The organism is Solwaraspora sp. WMMD791 (assembly GCF_029581195.1).
Classification (GTDB): domain Bacteria; phylum Actinomycetota; class Actinomycetes; order Mycobacteriales; family Micromonosporaceae; genus Micromonospora_E.
The window spans coordinates 4540411-4554777 of the sequence record NZ_CP120737.1 but is presented as its reverse complement, the minus strand read 5'-3'; the positions used below and the strand labels follow the sequence as shown (position 1 = coordinate 4554777).

Sequence of the window (14367 nt, the reverse complement as noted above, 5' to 3'; positions counted from 1 at the left end):
CTGTGGTGAGGCCCCGGACCCGCTGCCGCTACAGTGCCGCTACCGCTCAGGCGCGCCGACAGCGGCACCGCGGTGCAGTCGACCCGTCCGCTGAACCGTCCGCGCCATCAGCTGCAGAAGGGTGACGTGTGCGATGGGGCTGGACAACGTCGCGGTGCAGTGGCCACGGGTCGGCGAGTTCTACGAACCGGTGGCGCCGGCCGAGTTCGTCGACTTCGGTGACCTCGCGGAGCAGGCCGACGTCGCCGCGCCGACCGCCGCGCTCGCCGGGTACGTGGCCAAGACCGGCAGTGTCCGGGCCACCGCGTACACCGAGCTGGTGGACCTGCTGCTGGGCCTGACCGGGGTGCTGTACGCCACCGAGGCCGCCGCCGAGGACGAGGACCCGGTGATCGACCCGGACGGCTGTGCCTGGATCGCCGGCGGGCTGGAGCGCTTCGTGGCCGGCCACGACCGGTACGGCGACACCGTCACCTTCGACACCGTCGGCGCGGTCCTGCGCGACGCCCTCGCCGACGCCCGCCTCGCCGAACAGCAGCTGCGCTGGCTGGACAGCCGCCTCGACGCGCTGCGCGACGAGGCCGGCGACGCGCCGCAGTGGAGCTTCCCCCGCTCCGAGCTCGCCGTGCTGTCGCGCTTCTACCGCCGCTGCGCCGACCGGGGCTTCGCCGTCTACGCCGACGCCGAGGCCTGACCCGAACCGCCGGGGCCCGACCGCCGGGGCCCGACCGGCGGGGCCCGACCCGATCGGCCGTACGTGTCGCGCTCAGCCGTACGTGTCGCGCGGCCCCCGGCCCCGGACCCGCCGGGGACCCTTCGACCACGACGGCGCGGCCGGACCGTGGATGTGCAGCTTGCGGACCACGTTGTGGCCGACCTCCTTGGCGATCCGCTGCAGCAACGACCGGGCGAGCAGTCGCAGCTGGGTCGCCCAGGCGGTCGACTCCGCCTCGACGGTCAGCTCACCGTCCTCGAGCTTGACCGGCCGGCAGTGCGTGGCGATCTCCGCGCCGACCACCCGCTCCCAGGCCCCGAAGACGGTCGCCTCGGCGGTCGGCCGCTGCCAGCCGCGGGCGGCCACCAACCGGGCCAGTACGTCGCCGAACAGCTGCGGATCCCGAGGATCCGGCCCCGGCCCGGAGTAGCCGCGCAACCGTCGCCCACCGCCGGCTCCCGCACCGGCGGATCCCCCCCGGCCGTCGCCCGCGCCACGCCGCGACCGCCCTGCCTCCCGGCGGGCCCGGGCGGCGTCGAGCACCGCGCGGGCCAGCTGCGGGCCGGTCGACGGCGGCGGCAGGACCACCGGCTGCTCCGCCGGAGCCGGCTGCGGACGTGGCTGCGGAGGTGACTGCCGAGCGGACTGCGGAGCGGACTGCGGAGGCGGCTGCCGAGGCGTCGGGTCGGTCGGTGTCGGTTCAGCCGGCATGCCGGACACCTCCCGGGAAGACTTCGAAGCGTGCTCCGCGCAACGCTACCGGTACGTCGTCGGCGACGGCACAGGTCACCAGCAGCTGGCTGGCACCCGCCACCAGATCGGCCAGCCGCTCCCGGCGGCCGGTGTCCAGCTCGGCGAAGACGTCGTCGAGGACCAGGACCGGCTCGATCCCCTCGCCACGCAACAGGTCGTACGCGGCGAGCCGCAGCGCCAGCGCGCACGACCAGGTCTCCCCGTGGCTGGCGTACCCCTTGACCGGCAGGTCACCGATCGTCAGGTGCAGGTCGTCGCGGTGCGGTCCGACCAGGGTGACACCGCGCTCCACCTCGCTGCGCCGCGCCTCCTGCAACGCCGTGCGCAGCGCCGACTCCAACGCGGCCCGGTCCGGCAGGCGGGCACCGTCGGGCACCGGCAGGTCGACTGCGCACCGGTAGGCGACGCCGGCCGCCGCAGGGCCGGCGGCGACCGCCGCGTACGCCTTGGCCACGTGCGGGGCCAGGGCGTCGACCAGTTCCAGCCGGCCGGCCAGCAGCTCGGCACCGTGCCGGGCCAGATGGGTGTCCCACACGTCCAGGGTGCTCAGGTCGCCGCCGCGCGTACCGCCGGTCTTGCGGGCCAGGTAGGCGCTGCGCAGCAGCGCGTTGCGTTGCTTGACCACCCGGTCGTAGTCGGCCCGGACCCCGGCGAACCGGGGCAACCGGGCCACCAGCAGGTCGTCGAGGTAGCGGCGGCGTTCGGCCGGATCCCCCCGGACGATCTCCAGGTCCTCGGGGGCGAACAGCACCAGCCGCAGCGCGCCGAGCACGTCGCGGGCCCGCCGGGCCGGGGACCGCCCCAACCGGGCCCGGTTGGCCCGACCCGGCACGATCTCCAGCTCCACCAGCAGCTCCCGCTGGTCGTGCATGATCAGGCAGCGGATGATCGCGCTGTCGGCACCGACCCGTACCAGCGGCGCGTCGGTGGCCACCCGGTGGCTGCCCAGGGTCGCCAGGTAGCCGAGCGCCTCGACGAGGTTGGTCTTGCCGACCCCGTTCGGCCCGACCAGGACGCTGCCACCCGGATCGAAGGTGACGTCGACCCGCTCGTACGAGCGGAAGTTGATCAGTTCGAGCCGGCGGACGTACACAGGGGCGTCAGGGGCTGGACTGGACGGCGTGCCCGCCGAACTGGTTGCGCAGCGCGGCCACCGCCTTCATCGCCGGGGAGTCGTCCTGCCGGGAGGTGAAGCGGGCGAACAGCGACGCGGCGATCACGTTCATCGGCACCCCGAGCCGGATCGCCTCCTCGACCGTCCAGCGCCCCTCACCGGTGTCCTCGGCGTAGCCGCGCAACGCGGCCAGCTGCGGATCCTCGTCGAGGGCCGCGTCGAGCAGGTCCAGCAGCCAGGACCGCACCACGGTGCCTTCCCGCCACGACTTGATCACCCCGGGCACGTCGGTGATCAGGTCGGCCTGAAGCATCAGCTCGTAGCCCTCGGCGTAGGCGTGCATCAACGCGTACTCCACGCCGTTGTGCACCATCTTCGCGTAGTGGCCGGCACCGACCGGGCCGGCGTGGACGAAGCCGTGTTCACCGGATGGCTTGAGCGCGTCGAAGATCGGCATCATCCGCCGTACGTGATCGGCGTCGCCGCCGACCATCAGGCCGTAGCCCGCCTGCCGTCCCCAGACCCCGCCGGAGACGCCGACGTCGAGGTAGCCGATGCCGTGCTCGGCCAGCCGGGCGGCGCGGGGGGCGTCGTCGCTGAACCGCGAGTTGCCGCCGTCGATCACCAGATCGTCGGCGGCCAGCAGACCGCACAACTCGTCGACGACCGACGAGGTCACCGGTGCCGGCACCATGGTCCAGACCGCGCGCGGGGCGTCGAGCCGGTCGACCAGCTCGGCGAGGCTGCCGACGTCGCTCACCGCCGGGTCCCGGTCATAGCCGTACGCCTGGTGGCCGGCGTCGCGTAGCCGGTCCCGCATGTTGCCGCCCATCCGGCCCAGGCCGATGATGCCCAACTGCACGGTCTGTCCCCTTTCCGTCGCCGCGATCGTCACGGTTGCCGGCGGATGATCGTGGTGTTGCCGATACCCCGCGACTACCGGGTTACCCGGATGGGCATGATCAGATAGCGGTAACCGGGGATGATCTGGTCGTCCTCGCCGGCCGGCGAGATCACCGCCGGTTTGAACGCGTCGACGAAGGCGAACACGGCGGTGGCCGCCCCGAGGTTCTGCAGGCCGTCGATCAGGTACTGCGGGTTGAAGCCGATGGTCAGCGGCTCACCGGTGAAGGTCGCCTCCATCGCCTCGCTGGCCCGCGCCTCCTCGGTGTTGCCGGCCTCCACCACCAGTCCGTCGGCGCTGAAGCTCAACAGCACCGGCGTGGTGCGTTCGGCGACCAGCGCCACCCGGCGGACCACCTCGACGAGACCGGCGACGCTCACCCGCGCCTCGGCGTTGTGGCTGCTCGGGAAGAGCGACCGGACCGGCGGGTAGTTGGCCCCGTCGAGCAGCCGGCTCGTCGTCCGGCGGGTGCCGCCGGCGAACCCGATCATGCCTTCGCCAGCGCCGCCCTGAGCCAGAGCGATGGTGACCTCGCCACCGATCGGCCCGAGGGTCTTCGCCGTGTCGGCCAGGGTACGGGCGGGCACCAGGGCGTTGAGGCTGATCTCGGCGTCGTCCGGTTGCCAGTCGATCTCCCGGATCGCCAGTCGGTACCGGTCGGTGGCGAGCATGGCGAGCTTCGGTCCGTTCAGTTCCAGCCGAACGCCGGTCATCATCGGCAGCGTCTCGTCCCGCCCGGCGGCGACCGCCACCTGGGCGACGGCGGCGGCGAAGGTGGGGGCGTCCACCGTACCGGCGCTGGAGGGCATCTCCGGCAGCGTCGGGTAGTCCTCCACCGGCATCGTCGGCAGAGTGAAGCGGGCACTGCCGCAGACCAGCTCCAGGTGCGCCCCGACGGCGGCGATGTCGACGGGCTTCGCCGGCAACGACTTGGTGATCTCCGCCAGCAGCCGGCCGGAGACCAGGGCGGCGCCGTCGGCGTCGCCCTGTACGTCGACGGTCACCTGGCTGGAGACCTCGTAGTCGAACCCGGAGACGTGCAACGAGCCGTCGGTGACCCGCAGCATGGCTCCGGCCAGCACCGGCACCGACGGCCGGTTCGGCAGGCTCTTGGCCGTCCAGGCGACCGCGTCGGCGAGCGCATCGCGCTCCACCCGGAACTTCATCCCTTGCCTCCGCACTTCATGGGCGTGCCTCCGCGTCGACTCGAACGATCTTCTGTGGCACCGGGCGGCGAGGTGGCCGCCTCGCCCGGTGCGGCTGCTGTCGGTCAACGGACCTCACCGAACGATAGGCCAGAGCGTGGCGGTGGTGCGTCCGCCCCCAGGCTTGGCCGGTCTCATCCTCCTGCGGTGGACCCTCTGTCCGCTCCATCCACACAACCCCCCAACGCCGATGATTGGGTTTTGTTGTCTAGAAGATAAATCTCATCGTCTTCATCGGTCCTGTGCACTCTGTGGACATCTCACGTTTACGCAGCTCAGCTGGCGTGGACGGGGGTGGATGAGCTGTGGATGAGGGTGGGTACAACCCGCCCCGTCGTCCACAGGCCGTCCGGTCGCACACAGGCTCCCCAGGTTATCCACCGGTTATCCACCGGTTATCCCAAGGGTTCGTCCCCAGCTGTGGGTAACGTGCCGGCGATCGCGGGTCCGTTCGTCCCCAGAACCTTCAACAGGCCGTCCACAGCCTGCCAGCGAGCTGTGGACAAACGAATACTCTGAGTAACTGTCCACAGCGGTTTCCCCAGCCGTCTTCCACAGCCTGTGGACAACGCGGCGCCAGGGTGGTGCCAACGACAAGGGGGTTGTCCACCGACGGTGGACAACCCCCTGTGGAAAACCTGTGGGTACGCGGTCAGGCGGTCTGCTTGATCCGGTTGGTCAGTTCGGCGATCTGGTTGTAGAGCGACCGCCGTTCGGCCATCTGCTGACGGATCTTGCGGTCGGCATGCATCACCGTGGTGTGGTCCCGGCCACCGAACGCCTGCCCGATCCGGGGCAGCGACAGGTCGGTCAGCTCCCGGCAGAGGTACATCGCGACCTGCCGGGCGTTCACCAGGACCCGCGACCGCGAGTGCCCGCGCAGGTCCTCCAGGCTGACCCCGAAGTAGTCGGCGGTCGACACCATGATCTGGTCGGCGGTGATCTCCGGTCCGGCGCCGTCGGGGATGAAGTCGCGCAGCACCTCCTCGGCCAGCGCCAGCTCCACCGGCGACCGGGTCAGACTGGCGAACGCGGTCACCCTGATCAGCGCGCCCTCCAGCTCCCGGATCGAGTTGGCGATCCGGGACGCGATGAACTCCAGCACGTCCGGGGGCGCGTACAGCCGCTCCTGGGCCGCCTTCTTCTGCAGGATGGCGATCCGGGTCTCCAGGTCGGGCGGCTGGATGTCGGCCAGCAGGCCCCATTCGAACCGGGTCCGCAGCCGGTCCTCCAGCGTGGCGAGCTGCTTCGGCGAACGGTCCGAGGTGATCACGATCTGCTTGTTCGCGTTGTGCAGCGTGTTGAAGGTGTGGAAGAACTCCTCCTGGGTCCGTTCCCGGTTCTCCAGGAACTGGATGTCGTCGATCAGCAGGATGTCGACGTCCCGGTAGCGACGCTGGAACGCGCTGGTCTTGTCGTCGCGTAGCGAGTTGATGAAGTCGTTGGTGAACTCCTCGGTCGACACGTACCGCACCGACCGGGCGTGCCCGAGCGTGGTGGCGTAGTGACCGATCGCGTGCAGCAGGTGGGTCTTGCCCAGCCCGGAGCTGCCGTAGATGAACAGCGGGTTGTAGGCCTTGGCCGGTGACTCGGCCACCGCGACCGAGGCGGCGTGCGCGAACCGGTTGGACGAGCCGATGACGAACGTCTCGAACATGTACTTCGGGTTCAGCCGGTTCCCGCCGGTGTCCACCCCCGGACCACTCAACCGGCGGTCGTCGCGACCGGTGCCGCGATGATCGTAGCCACCCCGGCCCGGGCCGCTGTCCGGCGGACTGCCCGCCGGGTCGGAGCGCGCACCGTAGCGCTGGTCCGGTGGCCGGTAGTCGACGGACGGCGGCCCGGACAGCGGCGGTGGCTCAGGCTCGGACGGGGGCGGATGCTCGTCGTGCGTACCGGCGCCGCCACGGGCTGCGCCGTCGGCACCTTGCGGATCGACGTCGACCACCCGGGCGTACTCGTCGCCGAAGAGCGCTCCCTGGTCACCGCTGCGGGCGCCGGGCACCACCGGCCGGCCGGCACCGGAATGCGGTCCAGGGCCGGGCTCAGGTCCGGGTCGGGGTCCGTCCGCCGGGTCCGCGCCCGGCCGGTCCGCAAGCGCCGGTACGGCGGCACCGAGGTCGGTCGTTCCCAGCTCGGTCAGCCTCGGCTCGACGGTGGCCGTCCCGTACACGGTGCCGACCGGACGGCCGTGACCGTCCTCGGGCGGGCGGACCGTCACCGCCACCTGGATCGGCCGGCCGAGCCGGCGCGACAGGGCATCGGTGATCGCCGGCCGCAACCGGGACTCGATCACGTCCCGGGTGAAGGCGTCGGGGACGGACAGCAGCGCGGTGTCGTCGACGATGGCGCGCAGCCGGGTGAGCCGCAGATAGGCACGTTGCTGAGCGGAGACGATCTCGTCCGCCAACTCGTCCGTGGTCGCCAACCAGACCGCGCCGAGGTCGATCGTCTCGGCCACCGTTGCGCCACCCCCATCGCATCCGAGTACCCCGGCGCCGCCACTGTCGGTGGCTGGCTGCCGGTCGGGACCGGTCCCGCTCTCGAACAGGTACGACGAGCCATGCCGCGGGCCGCTGAACTGACCGTCATCCACAAGTTATCCACAACCTGTGTGTACTGCTGACCCGGCTCCCCCGTCGGCCGCCCCGAGTCGCCCCCCACCGGTCCGACGCCCCGGTGGTCACCGGTGTCCGCGACCGACCTGGCTGGTCGATCCTCGCCGATGAACCGGTGCCAGGTGTCGCCTGATGCGTGACCGGCAATCGCGCACGCTAACAGCGTCATCCACGACCGTTCAACCGGCGGTGCCGGGCCGTCGTTGTCGGTGTGCGGCAAATCGGTGACGGTGCCGCTGGTCGGGTGCTCCGGTCCCGGCGGCCAGGTGGTACGGGGGTGGGCCGGGCAGGTCGGGGGGACTGGAGTGCTCTGGTAAACTCGACCGGTGTGTTGTGCCTGCACAGGCAGGCACACTGGTAACCACAGACCGGTGACCACAACTTGGTGACCACCCACCGGTAGCCAGCAGCACCGGTCAACCAGCAGTACCGGTCAACCAGTAGTACCGGTTACCAGTAGCACCCGGTTATGACGACACCGACTCCGGTCCCCGGCCGGGGCCACACCTGACGGAGTGACTGACGTGAGCAAGCGTACCTACCAGCCGAACAACCGCCGGCGTGCCAAGACCCACGGCTTCCGGCTGCGCATGCGTACGCGCGCCGGCCGGGCCATCCTCGCCACCCGTCGCGCCAAGGGCCGCGCCCGCCTGTCGGCCTGACGGCCTTCGCCGGCGTCGCGGGGATGTAACAGCCATGCTGGCCGCCGCACAGCGCGTCCGACACCGTTCCGACTTCTCCGAGATCGTACGCGGTGGCCGGCGAGCCGGTCGGGGGTCACTCGTCGTGCATCTGCTGCTTCCACCGGGCCCAGCGGTCACCGAACCCGGCGCGGCGGCTCCTGTCCAGGGAGCCCGCGCCGGGTTCATCGTGTCCAAGGCGGTAGGCAACGCGGTGACCCGCAACACGGTGCGCCGCCGGCTGCGACACCTGGTCCGGCCGAGGCTGGCAGGTCTGCCCGCCGGCGCGACGATGGTGGTTCGGGCACTGCCGCCGGCAGCCGGGTGCTCCTCGGCCCAACTCGCCACTGATCTCGACGCGGCGCTGACGGCGGCCCGCCGGTCGTCCGGCGGACGGGCGCAGCGCCGTACCACCGGTGCCGCCCGGCGGCCGACCGCCGGCACCCCGCCAGCGACCGACAGCGGCCGGAACCGGTCCGGGGAGGCGCGATGAACTCCGCCGACGGACTGCCCCGGCCGGCGACACCGGGTGGCCGCCTGCTGACAGCGGCGATCGTCGCGTACCGTCGTTGGATAAGCCCGGCTCTGCCGGCCCGCTGTCGGTTCTACCCGTCGTGCAGCGCGTACGCCCAGGAGGCGATCGCCCGGCACGGTGCACTACGGGGAGTGCTGCTGGCAGGCAGGCGGTTGCTGCGATGCCATCCCTTCCACCCCGGTGGATATGACCCGGTACCGATGCCGGGCGGCCGCCGTGCCGATGCGACTGGAGCCCCGAATTGAGTCTCGACTGGATCTACTGGGCGATCTCGTGGATCCTCCTGTTCTGGCACTCGGCCTGGGACCGGATCGGTGTGCCGTCCCGGGAGGTCCTCGGCACCAACTGGTCCTGGATCCTGGCCATCGTCTTCCTGGTGGTCACCGTCCGGGTGGTCCTGTTCCCGGTCTTCGTCAAACAGATCAAGTCCCAGCGGGCCATGCAGGCGCTGCAGCCGAAGGTGAAGGAGCTGCAGGAGAAGCACAAGGGTGACCGGGAGACGCTCCAGAAGGAAATGATGGAGCTGTACCGGGTCGAGAAGGCCAACCCGCTGATGGGCTGCCTTCCGATGTTCCTGCAGATCCCGGTCTTCCTCGGTCTGTTCCACATCCTGCGCCGGCTCAACCCGGAGCAGACCGTCAACGTCGACCTCTACGGGTGGACCGCCGAGCAGTACTACGACGCCTCCCGGGCCAACCTGTTCACCGCGCCGATCGCCGGCAAGTTCGGCTCCACCGCCGAGGAGCTGGCGGCGATGGGTGCCAACGGCACCACGGTCAAGGTGATCGCCGGGATCCTCGTACTGGTCATGATCGTGACGACCTACCTGACCAGCCGGCAGATGATCCTCAAGACCGGTTGGGCCGAGGACCCGCAGCAGAAGATGATCCAGCGCCTGATGCTCTACGGCATCCCCGCGTCGCTGCTCGTCTCCGGCGCCATCTTCCCGATCGGCGTGATCATCTACTGGGTGGTCAACAACCTGGTGACGCTGGGCCAGCAGCAGTGGGTGCTGCGCAAGTTCCCGCCACCGCCGATGCCTGCCGGCAAGGGCAAGCCGGCCGACCGGTCGGGCACCCGCTCGTCGACCCGCCCCGCCGCCGGCTCGGCCCGTACCGCTGCCGCCACCACGGACACCAGGCCCAAGCCGGGCGGGATCTTCGCCCGTAAGGCCAACGGGGCGAAGGCGGAGCCCGAGCCGCAGCCGGCTCCGGTCAACGAGGCGCTCAAGCCCAAGCCGGGTGCCAAACCGGTCAACCCGAAGAAGCGGCGCCCGGCCAAGCGTCCGGGGTGACCGTCCGGCTCGGACGCCTCGCGGTGACCGGTACGGTCCCGGTCACCTGTCGATGTTCGTCCGGACCACCACCCGCCCCACCGCGGGAGACACAGACGTCCCCGGAGGCTCGGCGCCCGTCCGCCGGCCCCGGGAAACCAGCGGACCGACCGGTTCCGCCGAGCGAGTACGGAGATGACACCGTGACCGATACCAGCCTGCCCAGTACCGACTCATCCGTGGATGAGGAGGTGGCCCCGACCGGGGCCGCGGTGGACGCGGACGACGACATCGACGACGCAGATGACGCCGACGCGGCGGGTGAGGCAGCGGCACCGCCGGCTGCGGCGCCGAGCGACAACGATCTGTTCCGGCAGAGCGAGATCGCGGCGGACTATGTCGAGGGTCTGCTGGACATCCTCGACTACGACGGCGACATCGACGAGTTGGTCTCCGGCGGACGGCCGGTGGTCGAGGTGGTCGGTGGGCAGCTCAGCGCGCTGGTGGGACAGCGTGGTGCCACCCTGGAGGCGCTGCAGGAGCTGACCCGGCTCGCGATCTTCCGGCAGACCGGTACGCCGAGTCGGCTGCTGCTCGACGTCGGCGGCTACCGGGCCAACCGCCGTAAGGAGTTGGCGGCCGTCGCGAAGAACGCGGTGGAGAAGGTCAAGGAGTACGGCGAGCCGGTACGGCTCGAGCCGATGTCGGCGTTCGAGCGCAAGTGCGTCCACGACGTGGTGAACGCGCTCGACGGCGTACTGAGTGAATCCGAGGGTGTCGAACCGACTCGGCGGATCGTCGTCCGGCCGGCCGACTGACACCATGACGCCTCAGCCCGAGTCAGATGACCGGGCGGCCACCGGCCCGGACGGGGACCACCTGTCCGGGCCGGTTCCGTCCACAGCGGTGCCGACGGCGGCCGCAGAGATCTTTGGTCCGCAACGGCTGCCGCTCGCGGTCCGGTACGCCGACCTGTTGGCGACCGAGGGCACGCTCCGTGGTCTCATCGGCCCGCGTGAGGTGCCCCGGCTATGGGACCGCCACCTGCTCAACTGTGCGGTCCTCGGTGAGTTGGTGCCGACCGGGTCGACCGTGGTGGACGTCGGATCCGGGGCCGGGCTACCCGGGCTGGCGCTGGCCATCGCCCGGCCGGACCTGTCGGTCGTGCTCGTCGAACCGCTGGCCCGACGTACCGCGTTCCTGGCCGAGGCGGTCGACCTGTTGGGTCTGACCGGTGCGGTGGAAGTGGTCCGGGGCCGGGCCGAGGAACTGGTCCGCAGCCGTCCGGATTGCGCTGCCCCGATCGTCACCGCGCGAGCCGTCGCGCCGCTGGACCGGCTCGTCGGTTGGTGTCTGCCGTTGGTCGAGCCGGGCGGTCGGCTGCTGGCGATGAAGGGCGGCTCGGCCGCCGCTGAGGTGGCCGAGCACCGGGGGGCGGTGGTCCGCGCGGGTGGTGCGGAGCCGGTGCTGCGGACGTGCGGCGAGCGGTGGCTCGACCCGCCGACGACGGTGGTGGAGATCGGCCGGGTGGGTGGCACGGCGGGTACGGCCTCGGCCCGATCCCGGGCAGCGACGGGTCGCGGCCGGTCAGCCCGCAGTGGTCGCGCCGAGAGCCATGGCCGTTCCCAGAGCCAGGGTCGGTCTGGCGGTCAGGGCCATCCGGCCGGTGGTCCTGGTCGGGGCGGCGGCCCGCGTCGGGGCGGCTCCTGATCCGCGCCCGGGCCGCCCGCCCTGACGTGAAGGCTGCGACACGTCGGACAGTCGGCCGTGGCCACGCCGGCCCTGATCCCCGTAGGCTGGCCGCGCGTCGATAGTGTGGACCGGGCGGCATCGTGTAACGGCTCGATCATGCCGCCTCTTGCTGGTCCGCACGCCACGCCCGAAAGCGCGGACGTGAGCGCTGGCGGTGCCGATCCATCCACGGCGGGCAGGGATGACACGGTGCATGACAACGGTAGGTACGACGATCCACGGCTGACGGGCGATCGCCAGGGCGGTGACCCTGCGGTGGTTTCACGTGAAACCTCGTACGCCCCCGACTGGTCGAATGGGAGGACCAGATCGATGGCTGACACCGGTGCACCGCAGACCGCACGTTCAGCGCCGGTCGCCGTGCCGTCGGCACCCGTGGGACCGCCGACAGCGGTACCGCCGCAGGCTGGGGAACCGGTGCTGGCGTCTGCGGTGAGTTCCGGGCCGCAGACGCCGTCGATGGGCCCGGGCCCATCGGCCGTCGACGCCCCCTACGTTTCACGTGAAACACCGAACCGGGAAGAAGATGATCCCCCCTTGGCAATGGAGGCTTTGCGCGCCGTGCAGATTCTGAACCCGAGCGGCGAGGTGACCATGCCCCGGCCGGACCGGACCCGGGTGATGTGTGTCGCGAATCAGAAGGGCGGCGTCGGAAAAACGACCACCACGGTCAACCTCGCCGTGGCGCTGGCGTTGCACGGAAACCGGGTCATGGTCGTAGACCTCGACCCGCAGGGCAACGCCTCGACTGGACTCAACGTCCCGCACCATGCAGGGGTGCCGGACGTCTACGACTGCCTGATCGACAACGTCCCGCTCTCCGAGGTGGCGCAGCCGGTCGAGGGCATCCCCAATCTGTGGTGCGTGCCCGCGACCATCGACCTCGCCGGTGCCGAGATCGAACTGGTCTCGGTGGTCGCCCGTGAGTCGCGGCTGTCCCGGGCGATCACCGCCTACCCGGCCGAGTTGGACTACGTGTTCATCGACTGCCCTCCGTCGTTGGGTCTGCTGACGGTCAACGCGCTGGTCGCCGCCCAGGAGGTGCTGATCCCGATTCAGTGCGAGTACTACGCCTTGGAAGGGCTCAACCAGCTGATCAACAACATCAACCTGGTCCGGCAACACCTCAACCCGACGCTGGACGTCTCGACGATCCTGTTGACGATGTACGACCGCCGTACCCGGTTGGCGGACGCGGTGGAGCAGGACGTCCGCAACCACTTCGGCGAGAAGGTTCTGCAGGCGGTGATCCCGCGCAACGTCCGGGTTTCCGAGGCACCGAGCTACGGGCAGTCGGTGATGACCTACGATCCCGGTTCGCGGGGCGCGACGAGCTACTTCGAGGCGGCGCAGGAAATTGCCGAACGCGGAGCGGCGCGACGTGTCCGCAATCTCTGACACTGTGGGTAGATCGGGAGGCAGGGCATGAAGAACCGTCCAAAGGGCGGGCTCGGTCGAGGGCTCGGTGCCTTGATCCCTACGGCGGCGCCCGCCCCTGCCCAGACCGGTACGCAGGTCGCGCCGCCGCCGGCCGTCCGGCCCACCGGTCCGGTGGCGCCGGTGGCGCCGGTGGCGACCGCCGAGCGTGTCGACCCGGCTCCGCCGTACCCGTCGGAGACACCCCCGGCTCCGGTCGAGGACGGGCTCTCGCCGGTGCCGGGTGCCCGGTTCGCCGAGCTGTCGGTGAACGCGATCGTCCCGAACCCCAAGCAGCCGCGGCAGGTCTTCGATGACGAGGCGCTCGAGGAGCTGAAGGTCTCGATCGAGCAGGTCGGTTTTCTTCAGCCGATCGTCGTGCGGCAGCTGGACGGTGGCGAGCAGTACGAGCTCGTCATGGGAGAGCGTCGGTGGCGGGCCGCTCAGGCGATCGGCCGGGAGAGCATCCCCGCGATCGTGCGGGAGACCAAGGACGACGCGATGCTCCGGGACGCGCTCCTGGAGAACATCCATCGCGCCAATCTGAACCCGCTCGAGGAGGCCGCCGCCTACCAGCAGTTGCTGGAGGAGTTCGGGGCAACGCATGAGGAGCTGGCGCGGCGGATCGGCCGGAGCCGGCCGCAGATCTCCAACACGATCCGCCTGCTGAACCTGCCGGCTCAGGTGCAGCGGCGAGTGGCAGCCGGGGTGCTCTCCGCAGGGCATGCCCGTGCCCTGCTCGGTCTCGACGACGCGGAGGCCCAGGACGCGCTGGCGCTGCGGATCGTCGCCGAGGGTCTGTCGGTACGGGCGACCGAGGAACTGGTTGCTCTGGCGGCGACCGAGGAGCCCGCGAAGCGTCCGGGCACGCCCCCGCGACGTCCGAAGCCCCACGCGCCCGCGCTGGCTGATCTGGCGGATCGACTCTCTGACCGGTTCGACACCCGGGTGAAGGTGGACATCGGTCGGAGCAAGGGCAAGATCACGATCGAGTTCGCCACGGTCGACGACCTCGAGCGGATCGTCGGAATCATCGGCATGGACGGCGAAGAGGCTCCTGACGACCAGGACTGACCGTCGGCGTTACGTTTCACGTGAAACGGCCCCACCCGCAGCGTTCGGGTCGGGGCCGTTTCACGTGAAACCCTGCTCGGCCCGTTTCACGTGAAACGGGCCGAGCCGCCTTCGGCTGCGCATGCACGGCTCGCCCGGGGCAGCAGCCTGCGGTACGGGGTCACCATCGCGCCACTCGATCGTTGAGGAGCAGGGGCCGTCAACGATCGGGTCGAACGCCGGCTCCACAGACAGAGTTCGGGTCGGGGTCAACCGGTACGCGGTGCCGTTGGCAGCCGGCGTGAGTCGGCGGCGCGTTGTCCACAGGCGTTGTCCACAGGGCGCGTCG

General features: G+C 70.8%; 13 protein-coding genes and 1 pseudogene. 9 read left to right on the top strand and 5 right to left on the bottom strand.

The window, feature by feature from the left end; translation table 11 throughout:
* Positions 1–133: 133 nt before the first annotated feature.
* Positions 134–694, top strand: coding sequence for a hypothetical protein (locus O7623_RS20145; RefSeq protein ID WP_282224571.1), 561 nt, complete (start codon positions 134–136; stop codon positions 692–694).
* A 72-nt stretch (positions 695–766) separates the two neighbouring features.
* Here the strand turns inward: O7623_RS20145 and O7623_RS20140 are convergent, their stop codons facing one another.
* The 5 genes from O7623_RS20140 to dnaA form a co-directional block, all read right to left on the bottom strand.
* Positions 767–1426 (bottom strand): DciA family protein, encoded by a 660-nt coding sequence (locus O7623_RS20140; RefSeq protein WP_282224570.1) that lies wholly within the window; start codon positions 1424–1426, stop codon positions 767–769.
* Positions 1416–2561 (bottom strand): DNA replication/repair protein RecF, encoded by a 1146-nt coding sequence (gene recF, locus O7623_RS20135; protein ID WP_282224569.1) that lies wholly within the window; start codon positions 2559–2561, stop codon positions 1416–1418. Before recF ends, O7623_RS20140 begins: the two co-directional genes overlap by 11 nt.
* Positions 2562–2568: 7 nt before the next feature.
* The gene (gene gnd, locus O7623_RS20130) at positions 2569–3444 is read right to left on the bottom strand and encodes a phosphogluconate dehydrogenase (NAD(+)-dependent, decarboxylating) (protein ID WP_282224568.1); all 876 of its coding nucleotides are present in this window, start codon (positions 3442–3444) and stop codon (positions 2569–2571) included.
* Between the two features lie 74 nt (positions 3445–3518).
* Positions 3519–4652: a DNA polymerase III subunit beta gene (gene dnaN, locus O7623_RS20125; protein WP_282224567.1), complete on the bottom strand. Its 1134-nt coding sequence runs from the start codon at positions 4650–4652 to the stop codon at positions 3519–3521.
* A gap of 691 nt (positions 4653–5343) precedes the next feature.
* A complete protein-coding gene (gene dnaA / locus O7623_RS20120) occupies positions 5344–7152 on the bottom strand; it encodes a chromosomal replication initiator protein DnaA (protein WP_282224566.1) in 1809 nt (602 codons plus the stop codon).
* Between the two features lie 681 nt (positions 7153–7833).
* On the opposite strand from dnaA, the gene rpmH reads away from it, so the two are divergent.
* From rpmH to O7623_RS20080, 8 genes and pseudogenes are all read left to right on the top strand, one after another.
* Positions 7834–7971, top strand: a complete 138-nt coding sequence (gene rpmH, locus O7623_RS20115; protein WP_282224565.1) for a 50S ribosomal protein L34 — start codon at positions 7834–7836, stop codon at positions 7969–7971.
* A 34-nt stretch (positions 7972–8005) separates the two neighbouring features.
* A pseudogene (rnpA, locus tag O7623_RS20110) lies at positions 8006–8392 on the top strand (ribonuclease P protein component); the annotation flags it as partial.
* Positions 8393–8478: 86 nt separating this feature from the next.
* Positions 8479–8769, top strand: coding sequence for a membrane protein insertion efficiency factor YidD (yidD, locus tag O7623_RS20105; RefSeq protein ID WP_282224564.1), 291 nt, complete (start codon positions 8479–8481; stop codon positions 8767–8769).
* Positions 8766–9818, top strand: a complete 1053-nt coding sequence (gene yidC, locus O7623_RS20100) for a membrane protein insertase YidC (RefSeq protein ID WP_282224563.1) — start codon at positions 8766–8768, stop codon at positions 9816–9818. Before yidD ends, yidC begins: the two co-directional genes overlap by 4 nt.
* Positions 9819–10000: 182 nt before the next feature.
* Positions 10001–10615, top strand: a complete 615-nt coding sequence (locus O7623_RS20095) for a R3H domain-containing nucleic acid-binding protein (protein ID WP_282224562.1) — start codon at positions 10001–10003, stop codon at positions 10613–10615.
* A gap of 61 nt (positions 10616–10676) precedes the next feature.
* Complete coding sequence (gene rsmG, locus O7623_RS20090; RefSeq protein WP_282229489.1) at positions 10677–11507, top strand: 16S rRNA (guanine(527)-N(7))-methyltransferase RsmG; 831 nt, start codon at positions 10677–10679, stop codon at positions 11505–11507.
* 231 nt (positions 11508–11738) lie between these two features.
* Positions 11739–12947, top strand: coding sequence for an AAA family ATPase (locus tag O7623_RS20085; RefSeq protein ID WP_282229488.1), 1209 nt, complete (start codon positions 11739–11741; stop codon positions 12945–12947).
* A gap of 27 nt (positions 12948–12974) precedes the next feature.
* Positions 12975–14039 (top strand): ParB/RepB/Spo0J family partition protein, encoded by a 1065-nt coding sequence (locus O7623_RS20080; RefSeq protein WP_282224561.1) that lies wholly within the window; start codon positions 12975–12977, stop codon positions 14037–14039.
* Positions 14040–14367: the final 328 nt, after the last annotated feature.

Coding starts and splice junctions, on each gene's coding strand:
- O7623_RS20145 (WP_282224571.1), top strand. CDS start 134: ATGGGGCTGGACAACGTCGCGGTGCAGTGGCCACGGGTCGGCGAGTTC.
- O7623_RS20140 (WP_282224570.1), bottom strand. CDS start 1,426: ATGCCGGCTGAACCGACACCGACCGACCCGACGCCTCGGCAGCCGCCT.
- dnaN (WP_282224567.1), bottom strand. CDS start 4,652: ATGAAGTTCCGGGTGGAGCGCGATGCGCTCGCCGACGCGGTCGCCTGG.
- yidD (WP_282224564.1), top strand. CDS start 8,479: ATGAACTCCGCCGACGGACTGCCCCGGCCGGCGACACCGGGTGGCCGC.
- O7623_RS20080 (WP_282224561.1), top strand. CDS start 12,975: ATGAAGAACCGTCCAAAGGGCGGGCTCGGTCGAGGGCTCGGTGCCTTG.